The organism is Pseudomonas sp. B13(2017), assembly GCF_002113245.1.
GTDB classification, from domain to species: domain Bacteria; phylum Pseudomonadota; class Gammaproteobacteria; order Pseudomonadales; family Pseudomonadaceae; genus Aquipseudomonas; species Aquipseudomonas putida_Z.
The window spans coordinates 14,891-32,883 of the sequence record NZ_NEJX01000023.1 but is presented as its reverse complement, the minus strand read 5'-3'; the positions used below and the strand labels follow the sequence as shown (position 1 = coordinate 32,883).

Below are 17,993 nucleotides of genomic sequence, written 5' to 3'. Positions count from 1 at the left end.
CCCCAATCCAAGCCCCAACGAGTAACCTGCTACATGAACTACCTGTTCCCCCTGACCGCCATCCTGATATGGGCCGGCAACACCGTGGTCACCAAGATGTCCGCCGGCGCCATCCACCCCGCCGAGATCGGCTTCTACCGCTGGCTGCTGGCCGCGCTGTTGTTCACCCCGTTCCTGCTGCCCGCCGTGTGGCGCAATCGCGCGGCCATTCGCCCGCACCTGGGCAAGGTTTTCGTGCTGGGCGTGCTGGGCATGGCGCTGTATCAGAGCCTGGCCTACTTCGCCGCCGGCATCACCAGCGCCACCAACATGGGCATCATCCTTTCGCTGATGCCACTGATGTCACTGGCACTGTCCATCGCCTGGCTGGGCCAACGCCTGAGCTACGGCGCCCTGCTGGGCGCGCTGGTGTCATTTTGCGGCGTGCTTGAAGTGGTCAGCGCCGGCCACCCCGCCAGCCTGTTGCAACAAGGCCTGAACAGCGGCGATCTGCTGATGCTGGTGGCCACACTGGCCTACGCGCTGTACAGCTTCCTGCTGAAGAAATGGCAGCTGCGCCTGCCGCCGATGCAACTGCTGTACCTGCAGGTGCTGGTAGCCATCGTCGTACTGCTGCCGCTGTTCCTGCTGTCGGACAAGACTGGCCTGAACAGCCGCAACATCGGCCTGGTGCTGTACGCCTGCGTGCTGGCCTCGATGATCGCGCCCCTGGTGTGGATGCAGGCCGTGCACCGCCTGGGGCCCAGCCGCACCACGCTGTTCTTCAACCTGCTGCCGCTGGTCACGGCACTGATCGCCGCCGTGGTGCTCGACGAGCAGCTGGCCCGCTATCACCTGGTCGGCGGCCTGCTGACCCTGGCGGGCGTGGTGCTGGCCGAGCGCTGGACCACACCGATCCGTCGTTAGAGCCCTGCCGCCTTGAGCCGGGCGGCATGTTCGGTGAACAGCCGCACCGGTTCGGCACCCTTGCCCACCGCACCAAGCGACTGGTTGACGATATCCAGGTGGTCGAGCGGGTAATCGTCGCCGATCACCTGCCCCAGGTGCGAACTGAAGCGCCCGACCATACCGTCGCAATGGCCCTTTTCCTTGACGAAACTGCGCGCGAACAGGCGGCAGAAGTGGCTGCTGCCGTCGAAACGGTTGCGCCGCTGGTCGGTCAGGCCGGGCTGCAGGGTGCCGGACCAGGAGTAATAGCGCACGCCATCGACCTCATAGTCCCCTTCCCCGCCCCAGGTGCCTGGCAACCCCTGTGGATAAGCCTGGTTGAACAGCGCCACCCCGGCGCTGGTCAACGACTGGTGCGAGGCGTGTACATCCACCGGCAGCGGGTCGCGGCGCCAGCCGGTTTCCAGCCACACCAGCAGCACGGCCAAGCCATGCAGCACAGCCTTCAGGATGCGCCCCTGCGGGGAATCGCCCGGTGCCGTACGCTCCAGGTAGTCGGCCAGTTCCGAGCCATGGTTGGGCCCCGCCACCGAAGTGACCGAAGCCACCCGCCCGGGCCGCCTGGCGGCCGCGTAGCGCGCGCTCAGGGCACCCTGGCTGTGGCCGATGAGGTTGACCTTTTCAGCTCCGGTGCGCAGGCAGATGTCTTCGATGATGGCCAGCAACTGCTCGCCGCGCACCTCGCTGGAATGCAGTGGCGAAACCTGCACCGGGAACACCTGCGCCCCGCCCTTGCGCAGGGCCGGCACGATGCCGAACCAGTAGGGGTAGAGCACTACCCGGACAAAACCGAGCATGCCCGGCACCAGCACCAACGGGTATCGCGTGGCCAATTCCTGCTGCATTGCCCCAGCCCCTTTCCGTGGACGACCGGCCAACACTACAGCGGCCTTGATGACCATCGCAATCGAACTCCCGGCGCGCGCTGCGGTTCCAAACCACACATACCCTTTGCAAGGAGCGGGACCATGTACAAGCAGACCCTGGCAATCCTTCTGGCAAGCGCCACCCTCGCCGCCTGCGGCAGCCGCCCGGAAAACCCCGTGGACTACGTCACCTACCGCGACGAGCCGCTGGTCAAGCAGGTGGAAAAAGGCATGACCATGCAGAAAGTCATCGCCATCGGCGGCAGCCCGTCCAACGTGATCGACCTCCCCCATGGCGGCACCTGCAACGACTACATCCTCAACCACGATGGCCACCAGCAGCCCTACTACGTGCGCTTCGACGCCACCGGCCATGTCGACGCCAAGGGCTTCAAGACTTGCAAACAACGCGAAGAAGACAGCGACGCCGTCCACGGCGCCTGAGCCTTCCAGGCCATATCCATGACCACCCTGATGTTCCAGGAGATGAACATGAATGCGACTGAACTGACCGATGTGCAAACCCTGCGCGAACGTGCCCGCCAGCATGTCGAGCAAGGTGCGGTGACCGAGGGTTACGATGCTGATCGCCAACAGATCCTGCGCCTGCTCAATGATTCACTGGCCACCGAACTGGTCTGCGTGCTGCGCTACAAGCGTCACTACTTCATGGCCAGCGGCATCAAGGCCAGCGTGGCTGCCGATGAATTCCTCGAGCATGCCAACCAGGAAGCCGAGCACGCCGACAAGCTTGCCGAACGGATCGTGCAGTTAGGTGGAGAGCCGGATTTCAACCCGGACAACCTGAGCAAGCGGTCTCATGCCCAATATGTGGCGGGCACTTCATTGAAGGAGATGGTGCTGGAAGACCTGGTGGCGGAGCGGATCGCCATCGATAGCTATCGCGAGATCATTCGGTACATAGGGGATAAAGATCCGACTACGCGGCGGATTTTTGAAGACATCCTTGCGCAGGAAGAAGAGCACGCGGACGATATGTCCGACCTGTTGCAAGGCTTGTGATTCTTGGGGGCGCTTTGCGCCCCTTTCGCGACACAAGGCCGCTCCCACAGGTATTTCACAAGTCTTTAGGGCTGTGAAATACCTGTGGGAGCGGCCTTGTGTCGCGATGGGCCGCGAAGCGGCCCCCTGCTATTTCCGCTCTTTCACCACCGCCGGCGCCTTGCCCGCCTTCATCTGCTGCAACAGCGGCGTGCACTGGTTGGGATCATCCCCGCTGCTAGGCGCAATCAGCGCCAGCAACCCCGCCGCCGGCCCGGCAACCACACCCAACGCCACCATCCCCGCCCCGCGCAACGCCAGCGGCACCGCCTGCACCCCGGCACTGGGCTTGGCGAACGGCCCGCGTACATACAGCGGCGAGCGCAGCGAGAACAGCCGCAGCCCTTTCGATTCAGGGGTAATTTTCAGGTCCAGCTGCTCCGTGGCGAAATTGGCCGTGCCGTTGATGTAGATGATCGCGTTCTCGGTATCGAAGATGAACAGGCGCGTGGTCGCCAGGCCATCCTTGATGCCCACGTCAGCCGCTGCACAGTTGATCTTCACATCCTCATCACCAAACAGCTTGCCGACCACATAGTTGCCCACGTTCAACCCGGCAATCTCCATCAGGCTGCGGCTGATGGCGCCATCGTTGATCAACATGCGCAGGTCGCCATTGGCCGTGCCCAGCAAGGCGGCCACCGAGTTGCCCCGGCCAGTGATATCGGCATCGCCATTCAACTCACCGAAGCTGGTCTGCATCGGCGCAAAGGAAGGGAACAACTGCTTGAGCTTGAAGCCCCGCGCCGTCAGCCGGGCACGCCCCTGCAACGGTACGTTGCGGCCATCCAGGCGGATTCTGGAAGCGAGGTTGCCGCCAGCCACGCCAAAACGCAGGGGCTCCAGGCGCAGCAGGCCGTCCTCCAGTATCACGTGGGCCGACAGATCGTTGAACGGCAGTTGTGCGCTGTGCACGATGCGCTTGCCGGCGAAAGTGACGTCGGCGTCCATCGTGCGCCAGCGCTCGGTGCGGAACTCTTCCACCGGCAGCACCTTGCCCGCCGGCTGTTTGCTGGCACCCCCACGGGCCTTCTGCTCGGCGTTGGAGTCGGCGCCGATCAGCGGCGCCAGGTCCTTGAACAGCAACTGGTTGGACACCAGGTTGCCGGACAGCTTGGGCCGTGGCTGGCTGGCAACGAAGGCCAGGTCGCCGTGGATATCGCTGTCACCGATCTTGCCGTTGAAGCCCTGGTAGTTGAAGGTCGCCCCTTGCGCCGCGTGCAGGTTGGCGCTGAGGTGGCCGTCGGTGGAATAGGCCGGGGTGTCGGGCAAGGTTACGCCGGTCAGCGGGTAGAGGTTGCCCAGGCTGGCCCCGGACAGGCGCAGGCGCAGGTCGAGGGCGCCGAGGTTGCGCGGGTCGGTCAGGGTGCCGGCGAGCACCACATGGGTGTCGGCGATGCGCACGTCAGCCTGCAGCGGGAACGGCTGGCTGGCGTCCTGCAGGGCCAGCAGGCCGCCGATCTTGCCGGTACCGGACACCGGCTGGCCTTTGTAGCGGCCCTGGGCCTTGAGCCCGAAGGCGTAGTCCTGTGCGGCACCGGCCTTCTCGGCGCTGGCCTTGCCGACGATGTCGCTGAACGGGACAGGCTTGCCCAGCGGGTCGATCTGCACCTTCATGCTGGTTTTCAGGGTTTGGTCATCGAAGCTGACATTGCCCTGGTCGAAGCCGATGGCGCCAATGTCCAGCTGCCATTTGGAAGGCTCTGCGTTTTCATCCTTGGGGCCGAAGTCGAAGATCCAGTTGGCGCGGCCATCGGCCAGGCGGGTGAGGCTGGCTGTGGGCTTGGTCAGGTCGATGCGCGGGATGCTGATCTGCTGGAACAGCAGCGGCAACGGCGCCAGGCGGAACGCCACGCGCTCCAGGCCGACCATCTTCGGTTCCTTGAGCCACTCGGGGTTGCCCAGGGTCAGGTCTTCGGCAATGAAGTGCGGCCAGGGCACCCAGGCACGCCAGCCCCCCTCTTCTGGTTCGGTGCGCCAGTCCACGGCAAGGTTGCCATTGATCGCGAAGGGTCGCTGCAGGGCCTCGGAGACTTTCTCGTTGAGCAGGGGCTTGACGCGGTTCCAGTCGAAGGTGGCGATCACCACCACCAGAATCGCCAGCAGGGTCAGCAGGCTGGTGAAGGTCCAGACGAGGATTCTGGCGGGACGCGTCATTGCGTGATTCTCCTTGCGGTATGGCACAGAACAGGTGCAGCGGTGGCACTCAATATCTCGGACTGATGAAAACCCGTGGGGTTTTATCGATGGCGCCATGATAGCGAAGTTTTTCCTGGCCTTTTGCTCAGCAATTCGTCGCGACAGGCCATACGTGTTACCCGCAAACATCGCCATCAAATTGCCACCTTCCGGCCTGGAAAGTGCTGTCTAGAGCAGCTTGCAACCTCTATCAATACGGTCGATTGTTACCATTACCCGTATGAACTTCTCTCTGGCGTTACCCGGCGTAGCATTGGCTCCGTACCCACTTTCCAGCCCCCGAGAGGAGCACCGAAATCATGAAACGCCATCTGCTGACCCTGACCCTGTCCATCCTGGCCGCCAACGCTTTTGCCCTGCCAGCCGACGAGCAACACCTGACCGCCGAATCGCGCTCCAGCGCTGCCGAAATCGCCCAGCCGCTGAAAACCGTTGCCGAAGGTGGTGCTGATCGCCTGATCGAACGTAGTGGTCGTGTTGCCGAAGGCGGCTCGGATCGCCTGATCGAACGTAGTGGTCGTGTTGCCGAAGGCGGCTCGGATCGCTTGATCGAACGTAGTGGCCGTGTTGCCGAAGGTGGCTCCGATCGCCTGATCGAACGTAGTGGCCGTGTTGCCGAAGGTGGCTCCGATCGCCTGATCGAACGTAGTGGCCGTGTTGCCGAAGGCGGCTCCGATCGCCTGATCGAACGTAGTGGCCGCGTTGCCGAAGGTGGCTCGGATCGCCTGATCGAACGTAGTGGCCGCGTTGCCGAAGGTGGCTCCGATCGCCTGATCGAACGTAGTGGCCGCGTTGCCGAAGGTGGCTCCGATCGCCTGGTTGAACTCAGCCGTGTGAGCTGATCACCATGGCCGAAAAGAACAACCTCTGTCACAACGCTTGCTCCCCTCCAGGCCCGGTCCATTGACCGGGCTTTGTTTTTTTAACTAGAGTGCCCAGCCTTACCGCCACAGAAGCCCGCACCATGCTGCCGCGCGCCGAACAGAAGCTACAGACCCGCCAGGCCCTGCTCGATGCCGCCTGCCAGCTCATGGAGAGTGGCCGTGGTTTCGGCAGTATCAGCCTGCGCGAAGTGGCGAAGACGGCCGGCATCGTACCCACCGGCTTCTACCGGCATTTTTCCGACATGGACGCCCTGGGCCTGGCCCTGGTTGCCGAGGTCGACACTACCTTCCGCCAGACCATCCGCCTGGTGCGCCAGAACGAATTCGAACTGGGCGGCATCACCGACGCCTCGGTGCGCATCTTCCTCGACGTGGTCGCCGCCCACCGTGCGCAGTTCCTGTTCCTCGCCCGTGAGCAGTACGGCGGTTCGCAGGCCGTACGCCAGGCCATTGCCCGCCTGCGCCAGGACATCAGCGACGACCTGGCCACCGACCTGGCGCGGATGAAGCGCTGGCAGCACCTGGACGGCGCCGCGCTGGCGGTGATGGCCGACCTGGTGGTGAAAACCGTGTTCGCCACCCTGCCAGAGCTTATCGACAGCCCCGAAGCGGGTTATCCACAGGCGTTGACGCCACAGGAAAAGATCACCCAGCAGTTGCGCTTCATCTTCGTGGGGGCGCGGCATTGGCAGGGGTTGGGCAACCCGGGCTGATCGGTAGCCTGTACTGGCCCTATCGCCGGCAAGCCGGCTCCCACAGGATCACCACAGGCCCGCGCAATGTGAAGTACCTGTGGGAGCTGGCTTGCCGGCGATAGGGCCGGCACAGGCTACCCACAACCCAGTTCTGCTACCATGGCGCCCTGCCCGACAGCGACGAGCGCCGAAATGTCCGACCCCCGCCCCACCCTGCCCGAACTGGCCCGCTTCAACCAGCACTTCGCCGAACGCATCGTGCCGTTGTGGCAAGGCCCGGGCTGGAACGCCGACATGGCCCTGCCCTACGAGGCACTGGACGCCCAGCACCAGCCATTGCCGGTGCAGCGCTACCGGGCCATGGCCTGCGCGCGTCAGCTGTACCTGTTCAGCAGCCGCATCGGGCAACCGGGCGCAGCCGAGCGTGCGGCCGCCTTGTTCCGCTCGCTGCAGAAGCACTTCCACGACGCCGAACACGGCGGCTGGTTCTACAGCATCGACGCCCAGGGCAAACCGCTGGACCGGCGCAAGGACCTCTACACCCACGCCTTCATCGTCTTCGCCTGTGCACATTACTGGGGCAAGGTGGGTGAAAATCTGGTGGAGTCCACGCTGAACGCCGCGCTGGACATCATCGACCAGCAGTTTGCCCGCGACGACGGCCTGTACGAAGCCAGCCTCGCTGAAGACTGGGCAGACCTTGGCAGCGGCCCGCTGCAAAACCCGCAGATGCACCTGGCCGAAGCCTTCCTGCAGGTGCTGGCGGTGCGTGACGACGAGCATGCCCAGCAGTCGTTGCTGCACCTGTGCGCGGCGCTGCAGGAACACTTCATCGACCCCGCCCACGGCCTGATGCTGGAAAAGCCACGCGGCACTGTGGATAACTGGTTCGAGCCGGGGCACCAGTTCGAGTGGTTCTACCTGCTGCATACCTCGCCACTGCTGCGTGATACGCCGCTGCATGCGTCCATCGACCGGGCTTTCGGCTACGCCGAGCAATACGGGGTGAAGGATGCCGCTGTGCTGGCGATGCTGGATGTGGATGGCCAGGTGCTCGACGCCACCCAGCGGATCTGGGCGCAGGCGGAATACCTGCGGGCGCTGGTGTTGCGGGCAGGGGGCGAGGCGAAGCTGGCCGGGCAGTTGCAGGCGCTGGAAGCGCGGTTCCTGCGTGAGGCGGGCTGGTATGAGTGCCGGGATGGGCAAGGTAGTGTCAGCCGGCATGATATGCCTTCTACTACGCCCTATCATTTGGCGACTTGCCTGGAAGGGCTGCAGCGCCTGAGCTGACGCCATCGCCGGCAAGCCAGCTCCCACAGGTACAGTGCGGCCTTGAGAAATGCGCCATCCTGTGGGAGCTGGCTTGCCGGCGATGGGCCGCATAGCGGCCCCGCTTTTCTGATCAGCCCTTGACCGATCGGTCGATCGAGAACCCTGCCCAATCCTGGCTCACCGGCATCAGCTCCAGGCTGTTGATGTTGATATGCGCCGGCTGGTTGAGGATCCAGAAGATGGTTTCGGCAATGTCCTGCGGCTGGATCGGCTCGGCACCGGCATAGGTGGCGTCGTATTTGGCCTGGTCACCGCCGAAGCGCACCAGCGAGAACTCGCTCTCGCACAGGCCCGGCTCGATGTTGCTCACGCGCACGCCCGTACCCCGCAGGTCGCAGCGCAGGCTCAACGAGAACTGGCCGACGAAGGCCTTGGTGCCGCCGTACACGTTGCTGCCCGGGTACGGGTAGTTGCCCGCCACCGAACCTACGTTGAGGATCGACGCCCCACGGCCATGGGCGATCAGCCGTGGCAGCAGCAGGCGGGTGGTGTACATCAGGCCCTTGATGTTGGTGTCGACCATGGTTTCCCAGTCGTCCAGGCTGCAGTTCTGCGCCGCGTCCACACCCAGCGCCAGGCCTGCGTTGTTGACCAGGCCGCGCAGCTTGTCGAAGCCGGCCGGCAGGCTGGCGATGGCCTGCTCCATGGCCTTGCGGTCACGCACGTCGAGCACCAGGCCGTGTACTTCGGTCTTTGCCGACAGTTCGGCGCACAGGGCGTCCAGGCGCTCCTTGCGGCGGCCAGTGAGCACCAGCTTCCAGCCGGCTTCGGCGAAGCGGCGGGCAGTGGCCTCGCCGAAACCGGAAGTCGCGCCAGTGATGAATACGGTGGACGTCATGCTCTGTTCCTCACGGTGGATTGTCATCGGCAGTCTTGCAGCATGCCCGCGCCGGGCGCTTGCAGCAACCCGCCCGGGGCACTGTTCATTTTTTGATCATATGCGGCAAACCCTTGCAGCAGAGGGCTCGGCACCAGCTATGCGCACGTTATCCACAAGGCTTTCCCCACGGATTGGGGGCAACTTGTCCATGGTGCGGAACCCTTTCAGCGACTTGTGGTCGGTGGATATCTTTTCGGTGATGGCGCAAGGCTTTCAAGCATGCCGCCTGCAGCGGTCTGTCCAAGGTTTTTTCACAGGGTTATCCACAGGCTTTGCGCGAGCCTTGGAATGAACGCAGGGCTTTGAAAAACCTGGGAAAATCATCCACAAGGCGCCTGTGATCAAAAAATGATCATGAAGCTGCAGGGCTTGGTATCAAAGGGCTTGAGCGAGATGCCACCATGTTTTCCACAGGCGGTTCCACATTATCCGTGGAAAAGATCGGGCCTGTGGAAACAAGGGCTTGGGATGGGGTGGTGATGCGTGAACGGAGAGGCGTGGTAGAAGTTGTCCACATCGAGAATGGGGCTGCTTTGCAGCCCATCGCCGGCAAGCCAGCTCCCACAGGGACCACACAGGCCCTGAGGGCAGTGCAGTACCTGTGGGAGCTGGCTTGCCGGCGAAAGGGCCGCAAAGCGGCCCCCGAATGCAACTCAATGCCCGCCGAGATAGGCGTTGCGCACTTCCTCGTTGACCAACAGCTCCTGCCCCGTGCCGCTCATGCGAATCTGCCCGTTGACCATCACATAAGCCCGGTCCGACAGTTTCAGCGCATGGTTGGCGTTCTGCTCCACCAGGAAGATGGTCATCCCGGTCTTGGCCAATTCACGCAAGGTCGAGAAGATCTGCTTGACCACGATCGGCGCCAGCCCCAGCGATGGCTCATCCAGCAGCAACAACTTTGGCCGGCTCATCAGCGCGCGGGCAATAGCCAGCATCTGCTGCTCGCCACCGGACATGGTCATGGCCCTCTGGTTACGCCGCTCTTTCAGGCGCGGGAACAGCTCGTACATGCGCTGCATGTCTTCATCGGCATGCTTGTCACCGATGGGGATGGTACCCATCATCAGGTTCTCCTCGACGGTCATGTCGGGGAACACCCGGCGCCCTTCCGGCGACTGGGCGATGCCGTTGGAAGCGATGTAGTGCGACGACTTGCGAGTGATGTCGGTGCCGCGGTACACGATATGCCCCGACGCCGCCCGCGGCTGGCCGAAGATCGACATCAGCAGGGTCGACTTGCCAGCACCGTTGGCGCCGATCAGGCTGACCGTCTCGCCCTCGTTGATGTGCATCGAGACCTTTTTCAGCGCCTGGATCGGGCCGTAGAACACGTCCAGGTCCTTCAGTTCGAGAATGGGTGCACTCATACCAGTTCCTCTTCATCGGCACCCAGGTAGGCAGCGATCACCGTCGGGTTGTGGCGGATATCCTGCGGCGCGCCTTCGGCAATCACGTTGCCGTGGTCGAGCACCACGATATGGTCGGAAATGCTCATGACCATGCCCATGTCGTGTTCGATCAGCACCACGGTGATGTCGTGCTCGTCGCGCAGCACGCGGATCATGCGGCTGAGAGCTTCGGTTTCCTGTGGGTTAAGGCCAGCTGCCGGTTCGTCCAGGCAGATGATCTTCGGCCGCGTGCACATGGCCCGGGCAATTTCCAGGCGGCGCTGCTGGCCGTACGACAACTCGCCAGCCAGGCGGTTGGCGCAATCGACCAGGTCGACCACCTCCAGCCAGTAGAACGCGTGGTCCAGTGCGTCACTCTCGGCCTTGCGGTAGGCCTTGGTGTTGAGCACCCCGGCCAGCAGGTTGCGGTTGACCCACATGTGCTGGGCCACCAGCAGGTTCTCCACCACCGACATTTCCTTGAACAGGCGAATGTTCTGGAAGGTGCGTGCCAGGCCGGCGCGGTTGACCAGGTGGGTACCGCCGAACATCTTGTAGTACATGCGGTTGGCAAAGCGCGCCGGCGAGACGAAGTCCGCCACCTGGAAGCGCTCGCCGAGCAGCTGGATGACATTGGTGTGGCTGCCGCGCACGTTCAGCTCGATGCGCCCGCCACTGGCCTTGTAGAACCCGGTCAGGCAGTTGAACACAGTAGTCTTGCCCGCACCGTTGGGGCCGATCAGGGCGAAGATCTGGTTGCGCCGGACCTTCAGGCTGACATCGCTGAGCGCCTTGATGCCACCGAACTGCATCATCAGGTTGTCGACCGAGAGAATGATATCGTCGCTCATGGCGCCACTCCTTTACGCGGGGTCACACCGGTACGGCTGATGCGGATCAGCCCACGCGGTCGCCAGATCATCATCAGCACCATCAGCACACCGAACAGCAGCACGCGGTATTCGGAGAAGCTGCGCAGCAGCTCGGGCGCCACGGTCAGCACGAAGGCCGCGATCACCACACCTACGGTCGAGCCCATGCCACCGAGCACGACGATGGCGAGGATCAGCGCCGACTCGAAGAAGGTGAACGACGACGGGTTGACGAAGCCCTGGTAGGTGGCAAAGAACACCCCGGCCAGGCCAGCGGTGGAAGCGCCCAGGGTGAACGCCGAGAGCTTGACCAGCACGTGGTTCAGGCCCATCGAGCGGCAGGCGATCTCGTCTTCGCGTAGCGCTTCCCAGGCACGGCCGACCGGCATGCGGGTCAGGCGATGCTTGATGTACAGCACGGCCAGCACGACGATGAACAGCACTGCGTAGATGAACACGAACTTGAGGTTGGCGTTGTAATCGAAGCCGAAGAACTCGTGGATCGGTACCCCACCGTCCTTGGCCCTACGGCCGAACTCCAGGCCGAAGAAGGTCGGCGCCGGTGCCGGCATGCCGTTCGGGCCGCCGGTGAACGACAACCAGTTGTTCAGCACCAGGCGGATAATCTCGCCGAAGCCCAGGGTCACGATCGCCAGGTAGTCGCCGTGCATCCGCAACACCGGGAAACCGAGTATGCACCCCGCCAGCGCCGCAGCTATGGCCGCCAGTGGCAGCACGCTCCAGAAGCCCAGGCCAAGGTACTGGTAACCCAGCGCCAGGCCGTACGCACCGATGGCATAGAACGCCACGTAGCCCAGGTCGAGCAGGCCGGCCAGGCCGACCACGATGTTCAGCCCCAGGCCCAGCAGCACGTAGATCAAGCCGAGGATGACCACGGTCAGCAGGTACTTGTTGGCGAAGATCGGGAAGATGATCGCAATCACCACCAGCGCAGGGATGATATAGCGCAGCCGCGATACGTAGTCCGGCGCGCGCACATGCACGCCCGAGCCACCGCTTTCGAAGCCCTGGAGCATGCGCGAGCCGGCGGCCGTCTGCAGGTACAGGCTGAGCAGGAAGCGCCCCAGCATCACCCCGCCGACCAGCCAGGCCACACGCCGCGGCTCGGCATTGAAGGTGTAGCCGTCGAGCACCACGCCGACCACAGGGCCAAATACGATGAGTGCCAGCAGGCCGGCGACGATCGTCTCCAGCAGGCTGCGTTTGATGTCGAAACTTCTGGTTTCAGTAACGGAGGCAGTTTTGGCAATGGACATGTTCACACCTTAGCCACGAGCGGGCGACCCAGCAGGCCTTGTGGGCGGAAGATAAGGATCATCACCAGCAGCGAGAAGCTGAACACGTCCTTGTAGTCGGAGTTGATCAGGCCAGAGAACAGCGACTCGGAAATACCCAGGATGATCCCGCCGAGCATGGCGCCAGGCAGCGAGCCGATACCGCCGAGCACCGCGGCGGTGAACGCCTTGATGCCGATGATGAAGCCGGCGTAGAAGTCGAAGGTGCCGTAGTTCATGGTGATCAGCACGCCGGCCAGGGCGGCCATCACCGCACCGATGACGAACACGTAGGAGATCACCCGGTCGGTGTTGATGCCCAGGATCGAGGCCATCTTGCGGTCTTGCTGGGTGGCACGGCACATGCGGCCGAGCTTGGTGTACTTGATCACGTAGGTGAGCAGGCCCATGCCAACGAAGGCTGCCACCAGGATGAAGATCTTGGTGTAGGTCAGTTGCACGAAGCCGGTGCCCACTTCGACACGCCAGGCACCTTCCAGCAGGGTTGGCACGCCTTGCTGGCGGGCACCCTGGCTGATCTGCGCGTAGTTCTGCAGGATCAGCGAGATGCCGATGGCACTGATCAGCGGTGCCAGGCGGGTGGAGTTGCGCAGGGGTTTGTAGGCGATGCGTTCGATGGTGAAGCCGTACACGCCGGTGACGACGATGGTGAACAACAGGGTGCCCAGCATCAACAGGGGGAACGACTCGATACCGAAATAAGCCAGCAATGCCAGGCTGATCGCCGCGAGGTACGCGGAAATCATATACACCTCGCCGTGCGCGAAGTTGATCATGCCGATGATGCCATAGACCATTGTGTAGCCGATGGCGATCAGGCCATAGACCGACCCGAGGGTCAGGCCGTTGACCAGTTGCTGCAGGAAAATACCATCCATAACGCAATCTCACCTGATTGAGATTGCACGAGCGCCGACCACGGCGGGCCTGGGACAAGGCGGCCCTCGCAGCGCAGTACTGTGCAGATCTACGGATAAAGACAGGTACCGCGGGGCTTTGGCCCGGGGGCTGACGCGCCCGGGCCGTGGGCCGTTGTTATTTTTGTTTTTCCAGCTGGTGGTACTTGCCTTGGGCATCCCACTGGTAGACCACATAGTCGGACACGGTCAGGTCACCCTTCTTGTCCCACTTTTTCTCGCCCATGACGGTCTGAACCGGGTTGGCCTTGAGCCACTCGGCAGCCGCTTCGCCCTTGTTCGACTTGGCGCCGTTGAACGCGGCAGCCAAGGCCTGCAGCGAGGCGTAGGCGTACAGGGTGTAGCCTTCAGGTTCGGTACCGGCCTTGCGGAACTCCTCCACCACCGCCTTGCTGTCCGGCAGCAGGCGCGGGTCGGCGCCGAAGGTCATGTACACACCATCGACGTACTGCGCGCCGCCGGCGGTGGACACCAGTTCGTCGGTGACGATGCCGTCATCGGACATGAACTTGACGTCCTTCAGGCCCTGCTCGCGCAGCTGGCGTACCAGCGGGCCGGCTTCCGGGTGCAGGCCGCCGAAGTAGACCACGTCGGCACCGGTGGAACGGATCTTGGTGACGACGGCGCTGAAGTCCTTCTCGCCGCGGGTCAGGCCTTCGTACAGCACCGGCTTGACGCCGCGTTTCTCCAGCTGTGCCTTGGTCGCGTCGGCCAGGCCCTGGCCGTAGGTGTCCTTGTCGTGCAGCACCGCGACTTTCTTGCCCTTGAGCACGTCGACGATGTAATCGCCGGCGACGATGCCCTGCTGGTCGTCACGGCCGCACATGCGGAACATGGCGCCCAGGCCGCGCTCGGTGACTTGTGGGTTGGTGGAGCCCGGGGTGATGGCGATGACGCCAGCCTCGTCATACACCTCGGAGGCCGGGATGGTGTTGGAGGAACAGAAGTGGCCGACCACGCCGATCACCTTGTCCTGGTCGACCAGGCGGTTGGCCACGGCCACGGCCTGCTTCGGCTCGCAGGCGTCATCGCCCTTGACCAGCACGATTTTCTCGCCGTTCACGCCACCGGCGGCGTTGATCTTGTCGGCCGCTGCCTGCGCACCTTTCATGTACTGCTCGCCAAACGCTGCGTTAGCCCCGGTCATCGGGCCCGCTACACCGATCTTGACGTCGGCCTGAACATACGAAGAAACACCCAGTGCCGTAGCTACGGCCAGAGCCAGGAAACCTTTCTTGTAAAACGTCTGCGACATGAGGTGGTGCTCCTAGAGTTTTTTTTGGTTGGCACTACAACTTCTCAGCCCTGTGCTCCGAGCAAGGGCCGTGCCATAGGTTTTGTCTTCCGGGAAAACACACTGTGCAGGTTGCCGGCAGGCGACCGACGGCCTTTTCTTTATTGAGCGTGCAACCGTCTGCCACGCGGCAGGCGCCACCACACGTACAGACAAGGAGCAACCATCGAGTGCCATCATTGCAACCCTGGCAAGTGTTTACGTGCAACCGCCCTGTAACAGCGGACGTCACCGAACTGCACACAGCTGGTGCGCGACTGCTACAGGCGGCACCGTTTCAAGGCTAGCTGGTGCACGAAAAAACACCTCTGTTTTGGCAGTTCCGGCCCTATCGCCGGCAAGCCAGCTCCCACAGGAACACTGCAAATTTCGGCCGTGTGGGTTACTTGTGGGAGCTGGCTTGCCGGCGATAGGGCCGCAACAGGCACAACAAGGACGAAAAGGCTGGCACAATGTCCGCCATTCGCCGCTTCCGGAGCCCCATTGATGAGCGAGAGCGCATTCGCCGAGCGCATCGTGCACAACCTGCTCGACACCGACTTCTACAAACTCACCATGATGCAGGGCGTGCTGCACAACTACCCGGACGCCGACGTCGAGTGGGAATTCCGCTGCCGCAACGGCGAGGACCTGCGCCCCTACCTCGGCGAGATCCGCAACCAGCTCGAACTGCTCAGCGACCTCACCCTGGATGACGGCCAGCTGGCCTTCCTCGAACGTATCAGCTTCCTCAAGCCTGACTTCCTGCGCTTTCTGCGCCTGTTCCGCTTCAACCTGCGCTACGTACGCCTGGGGATAGAAAACGACCAGCTGTTTCTGCGCCTGAAAGGCCCGTGGCTGCATGTGATCCTGTTCGAAGTGCCGCTGCTGGCGATCATCAGCGAAGTGCGCAACCGCCACCTGCACCCGCGCATGCGCCTGGCCGAGGCCCGCGACCAGCTGTACCGCAAGTTCGACTGGCTGCGCGCACATGCCAGCGACGATGAACTGGCCGAACTGCAGGTGGCCGACTTCGGCACCCGTCGGCGCTTTTCCAGCCGTGTGCAGGAAGAAGTGGTGCGTGTGCTGCGCGACGATTTCCCGGGCCGCTTTGTCGGCACCAGCAACGTCGACCTGGCATGGAAACTGGATATCAAGCCGCTGGGCACCATGGCCCATGAATGGATCATGGCCCACCAGCAACTCGGCCCGCGACTGATCGACAGCCAGATCGCCGCGCTGGACTGCTGGGTGCGCGAGTACCGCGGCCTGCTCGGCATCGCCCTGACCGATTGCATCACCATGGATGCCTTCCTCGGCGATTTCGACCTGTACTTCGCCAAGCTGTTCGACGGCCTGCGCCACGACTCGGGTGAACCGGTGGCCTGGGCGGAAAAGGCCATTGCCCATTACCAGAAACTGGGTATCGACCCGATGACCAAGACCCTGGTGTTTTCCGACGGTCTCAACCTGACCCGCTCGCTGGAAATCTTCCGTGCCCTGCGCGGTCGCATCAACGTCAGCTTTGGCATCGGCACCAACCTGACCTGTGATATCCCGGGCGTGGCCCCGATGAGCATCGTGCTTAAAATGACCGACTGCAACGGCGCGCCGGTGGCGAAGATCTCGGACGAAGCCGCCAAGACCCAATGCCGCGACGAGAACTTCGTCGCCTACATGCGCCATGTATTCAAAGTCCCCAGCAAGGAGTAACCCATGCAAGCGGTTCAGCAAGAGATTGCCCAGGCGCTGAAGGTACAGCCGCCGTTCGCCGACGCCGCCGCGCTCGAGGCCGAAGTGGCCCGGCGCGTGGCGTTCATCAAGGATTGCCTGGCCAACGCCCGGCTCAAGACCCTGGTGCTGGGCATCAGCGGCGGCGTCGACTCGCTGACCGCCGCCCTGCTAGCCCAACGCGCCATCAACGAGCTGCGCGCCGAAACCGGCGACAAGGCCTACACCTTCATCGCCGTGCGCCTGCCTTACCAGGTCCAGCATGACGAGCATGACGCCCAGGCGTGCCTGGAAGTGATCAAGGCCGACGAAGTGCACACCGTGGATATCGCCCCGGCAGTACGGGCGCTGGCGGCTGAAGTGGTGGAGTTGAAGAACGGCTCGCCGACGCTGGTGGACTTCGTGGTCGGCAACGTCAAGGCGCGCACCCGCATGGTCGCCCAGTACACCATCGCCGGTGCCCGCGCAGGCTTGGTGATCGGCACCGACCACGCCGCCGAGGCGGTGATGGGGTTCTTTACCAAGTTCGGTGATGGTGCCTGCGACCTGGCGCCGCTGAGCGGACTGGTGAAGAACCAGGTGCGGGCGATTGCGCGCAGCTTCGGTGCGCCGGAGTCACTGGTGGAAAAGGTGCCGACTGCGGACCTGGAAGACCTGGCGCCGGGCAAGCCGGACGAAGCCTCCCATGGCGTGACCTACCAGCAGATCGATGCCTTCCTGCATGGGCAGCCGGTTGACCAGGAAGCGTTCGACATTATCGTCGCCACCTACCGTAAGACCCAGCACAAGCGCGAACTGCCGTTCGCCCCTTGATAAGGCTATAGACGGACCTGTGGGAGCGGGTTCATCGGGACGCCGAACCGCCGCGAATGCAATGGTGAACCCACCGACGTATTCGCGGCGGCCCCGATGAACCCGCTCCCACAGGGTTCACCGTCAGCCTTTGATTACTTGACGACGACCTTGCCCTTCATCATCGAGATGTGGCCCGGGAAGGTGCAGAAGAAGCTGTAGTCGCCACCGGCTTCCAGCTTGGTAGCGTCGAACTTCACCTCGGTCTCCTTCTCAGGAGCACCAATCATCTTGGTGTGGGCGATGATCGCGGCGTTGTCAGCTTTGATGTAGTCCTTTTCCAGACCCTGGCTCATGCCTTCGGTGGCAATGCCCTGCATGTCGGCAGTCTTGCTGATCACCAGGTTATGGCCCATGACGTTCTTCGGCAGGTTGCCGGAGTGGGTCAGTTTGACGGTGAATTCCTTGCAGCTCTTGTCGACGGTGATTTCCTTGGTGTTGTAGGACATCTGGTCGGTGGAGTCGACAGTCACCGAGCACTCGGCTGCGAAGACAGAGGCGCTGGCGAGGGTCAGCAGGGATACCGCTACAGCTTTCGCAAACATCATGAATCTCCTTGGCAGGGTTTTATCAATTGCGAGACTGCCTGAAACCGTTCAGCCCCTTGCTGATATGGGTCAAGGGGCTGTCAAGAGGCCAGCCAGTAGAATTGTTCAATGGATTGTATACAACCAATTCAAGGGCACATCATGCCCTTTTATTGGACGATGGGACAACCTCTCATTTAGGAGCAATACGAAATGACCCTTGGAAGCCTGATGAACAGCCTGCTGGC

General features: G+C 62.9%; 17 protein-coding genes. 8 read left to right on the top strand and 9 right to left on the bottom strand.

Annotated features, from left to right (window positions below):
* Positions 1 to 33 precede the first annotated feature (33 nt).
* The gene (locus tag CAG44_RS23890; RefSeq protein WP_085693116.1) at positions 34 to 906 is read left to right on the top strand and encodes a DMT family transporter; all 873 of its coding nucleotides are present in this window, start codon (positions 34 to 36) and stop codon (positions 904 to 906) included.
* Here the strand turns inward: CAG44_RS23890 and CAG44_RS23885 are convergent.
* Complete coding sequence (locus CAG44_RS23885; protein ID WP_085587940.1) at positions 903 to 1,793, bottom strand: triacylglycerol lipase; 891 nt, start codon at positions 1,791 to 1,793, stop codon at positions 903 to 905. The two genes, CAG44_RS23890 and CAG44_RS23885, sit on opposite strands and share 4 nt — an antisense overlap.
* A gap of 123 nt (positions 1,794 to 1,916) precedes the next feature.
* Between CAG44_RS23885 and osmE the strand changes: the two genes are divergently transcribed.
* Both osmE and CAG44_RS23875 read left to right on the top strand, forming a co-directional pair.
* Positions 1,917 to 2,258: an osmotically-inducible lipoprotein OsmE gene (gene osmE, locus CAG44_RS23880; RefSeq protein WP_015271980.1), complete on the top strand. Its 342-nt coding sequence runs from the start codon at positions 1,917 to 1,919 to the stop codon at positions 2,256 to 2,258.
* Positions 2,259 to 2,306: 48 nt separating this feature from the next.
* Entirely contained in the window at positions 2,307 to 2,837 is a 531-nt protein-coding gene (locus tag CAG44_RS23875; protein ID WP_025340810.1) for a bacterioferritin, read from the top strand.
* A gap of 129 nt (positions 2,838 to 2,966) precedes the next feature.
* Here CAG44_RS23875 and CAG44_RS23870 read toward each other — a convergent pair whose 3' ends face one another.
* Positions 2,967 to 5,033 (bottom strand): AsmA family protein, encoded by a 2,067-nt coding sequence (locus CAG44_RS23870; RefSeq protein WP_085693115.1) that lies wholly within the window; start codon positions 5,031 to 5,033, stop codon positions 2,967 to 2,969.
* Between the two features lie 341 nt (positions 5,034 to 5,374).
* On the opposite strand from CAG44_RS23870, the gene CAG44_RS23865 reads away from it, so the two are divergent.
* From CAG44_RS23865 to CAG44_RS23855, 3 genes are all read left to right on the top strand, one after another.
* Complete coding sequence (locus CAG44_RS23865) at positions 5,375 to 5,917, top strand: phage infection protein (protein ID WP_085599702.1); 543 nt, start codon at positions 5,375 to 5,377, stop codon at positions 5,915 to 5,917.
* Between the two features lie 122 nt (positions 5,918 to 6,039).
* The gene (locus CAG44_RS23860) at positions 6,040 to 6,672 is read left to right on the top strand and encodes a TetR family transcriptional regulator (RefSeq protein ID WP_085587934.1); all 633 of its coding nucleotides are present in this window, start codon (positions 6,040 to 6,042) and stop codon (positions 6,670 to 6,672) included.
* Between the two features lie 174 nt (positions 6,673 to 6,846).
* Positions 6,847 to 7,944, top strand: a complete 1,098-nt coding sequence (locus CAG44_RS23855) for an AGE family epimerase/isomerase (RefSeq protein WP_085693114.1) — start codon at positions 6,847 to 6,849, stop codon at positions 7,942 to 7,944.
* Between the two features lie 112 nt (positions 7,945 to 8,056).
* Here CAG44_RS23855 and CAG44_RS23850 read toward each other — a convergent pair whose 3' ends face one another.
* From CAG44_RS23850 to CAG44_RS23825, 6 genes are all read right to left on the bottom strand, one after another.
* A complete protein-coding gene (locus CAG44_RS23850) occupies positions 8,057 to 8,824 on the bottom strand; it encodes an SDR family oxidoreductase (protein WP_075046516.1) in 768 nt (255 codons plus the stop codon).
* Positions 8,825 to 9,519: 695 nt separating this feature from the next.
* Positions 9,520 to 10,236, bottom strand: coding sequence for an ABC transporter ATP-binding protein (locus CAG44_RS23845; protein WP_015271986.1), 717 nt, complete (start codon positions 10,234 to 10,236; stop codon positions 9,520 to 9,522).
* Positions 10,233 to 11,108 carry an ATP-binding cassette domain-containing protein gene (locus CAG44_RS23840; RefSeq protein WP_025340815.1) on the bottom strand — a complete coding sequence of 292 codons (876 nt, stop codon included), beginning with the start codon at positions 11,106 to 11,108 and terminating at the stop codon, positions 10,233 to 10,235. Before CAG44_RS23840 ends, CAG44_RS23845 begins: the two co-directional genes overlap by 4 nt.
* Positions 11,105 to 12,406 carry a high-affinity branched-chain amino acid ABC transporter permease LivM gene (gene livM, locus CAG44_RS23835; RefSeq protein ID WP_085693113.1) on the bottom strand — a complete coding sequence of 434 codons (1,302 nt, stop codon included), beginning with the start codon at positions 12,404 to 12,406 and terminating at the stop codon, positions 11,105 to 11,107. The genes CAG44_RS23840 and livM overlap by 4 nt, the downstream gene beginning before the upstream one ends.
* Positions 12,407 to 12,408: 2 nt before the next feature.
* Entirely contained in the window at positions 12,409 to 13,323 is a 915-nt protein-coding gene (locus tag CAG44_RS23830) for a branched-chain amino acid ABC transporter permease (protein WP_013974411.1), read from the bottom strand.
* Positions 13,324 to 13,480: 157 nt separating this feature from the next.
* Positions 13,481 to 14,617 (bottom strand): branched-chain amino acid ABC transporter substrate-binding protein, encoded by a 1,137-nt coding sequence (locus tag CAG44_RS23825; protein ID WP_075046518.1) that lies wholly within the window; start codon positions 14,615 to 14,617, stop codon positions 13,481 to 13,483.
* Between the two features lie 525 nt (positions 14,618 to 15,142).
* Between CAG44_RS23825 and pncB the strand changes: the two genes are divergently transcribed.
* Together pncB and nadE are read left to right on the top strand one after the other, a co-directional pair.
* Entirely contained in the window at positions 15,143 to 16,348 is a 1,206-nt protein-coding gene (gene pncB, locus CAG44_RS23820; RefSeq protein ID WP_025340817.1) for a nicotinate phosphoribosyltransferase, read from the top strand.
* 3 nt (positions 16,349 to 16,351) lie between these two features.
* Positions 16,352 to 17,179 carry an ammonia-dependent NAD(+) synthetase gene (gene nadE / locus CAG44_RS23815; RefSeq protein WP_013974414.1) on the top strand — a complete coding sequence of 276 codons (828 nt, stop codon included), beginning with the start codon at positions 16,352 to 16,354 and terminating at the stop codon, positions 17,177 to 17,179.
* Between the two features lie 134 nt (positions 17,180 to 17,313).
* On the opposite strand, the gene azu is transcribed toward nadE, so the two are convergent.
* Complete coding sequence (gene azu, locus CAG44_RS23810; RefSeq protein WP_015271990.1) at positions 17,314 to 17,763, bottom strand: azurin; 450 nt, start codon at positions 17,761 to 17,763, stop codon at positions 17,314 to 17,316.
* Positions 17,764 to 17,993 lie beyond the last annotated feature (230 nt).

Coding starts and splice junctions, on each gene's coding strand:
- CAG44_RS23870 (WP_085693115.1), bottom strand. CDS start 5,033: ATGACGCGTCCCGCCAGAATCCTCGTCTGGACCTTCACCAGCCTGCTG.
- azu (WP_015271990.1), bottom strand. CDS start 17,763: ATGTTTGCGAAAGCTGTAGCGGTATCCCTGCTGACCCTCGCCAGCGCC.
- CAG44_RS23860 (WP_085587934.1), top strand. CDS start 6,040: ATGCTGCCGCGCGCCGAACAGAAGCTACAGACCCGCCAGGCCCTGCTC.
- CAG44_RS23840 (WP_025340815.1), bottom strand. CDS start 11,108: ATGAGCGACGATATCATTCTCTCGGTCGACAACCTGATGATGCAGTTC.
- pncB (WP_025340817.1), top strand. CDS start 15,143: ATGAGCGAGAGCGCATTCGCCGAGCGCATCGTGCACAACCTGCTCGAC.
- livM (WP_085693113.1), bottom strand. CDS start 12,406: ATGTCCATTGCCAAAACTGCCTCCGTTACTGAAACCAGAAGTTTCGAC.
- nadE (WP_013974414.1), top strand. CDS start 16,352: ATGCAAGCGGTTCAGCAAGAGATTGCCCAGGCGCTGAAGGTACAGCCG.
- CAG44_RS23865 (WP_085599702.1), top strand. CDS start 5,375: ATGAAACGCCATCTGCTGACCCTGACCCTGTCCATCCTGGCCGCCAAC.
- CAG44_RS23890 (WP_085693116.1), top strand. CDS start 34: ATGAACTACCTGTTCCCCCTGACCGCCATCCTGATATGGGCCGGCAAC.
- CAG44_RS23850 (WP_075046516.1), bottom strand. CDS start 8,824: ATGACGTCCACCGTATTCATCACTGGCGCGACTTCCGGTTTCGGCGAG.
- CAG44_RS23855 (WP_085693114.1), top strand. CDS start 6,847: ATGTCCGACCCCCGCCCCACCCTGCCCGAACTGGCCCGCTTCAACCAG.
- CAG44_RS23825 (WP_075046518.1), bottom strand. CDS start 14,617: ATGTCGCAGACGTTTTACAAGAAAGGTTTCCTGGCTCTGGCCGTAGCT.
- CAG44_RS23830 (WP_013974411.1), bottom strand. CDS start 13,323: ATGGATGGTATTTTCCTGCAGCAACTGGTCAACGGCCTGACCCTCGGG.
- CAG44_RS23845 (WP_015271986.1), bottom strand. CDS start 10,236: ATGAGTGCACCCATTCTCGAACTGAAGGACCTGGACGTGTTCTACGGC.
- osmE (WP_015271980.1), top strand. CDS start 1,917: ATGTACAAGCAGACCCTGGCAATCCTTCTGGCAAGCGCCACCCTCGCC.
- CAG44_RS23885 (WP_085587940.1), bottom strand. CDS start 1,793: ATGCAGCAGGAATTGGCCACGCGATACCCGTTGGTGCTGGTGCCGGGC.
- CAG44_RS23875 (WP_025340810.1), top strand. CDS start 2,307: ATGAATGCGACTGAACTGACCGATGTGCAAACCCTGCGCGAACGTGCC.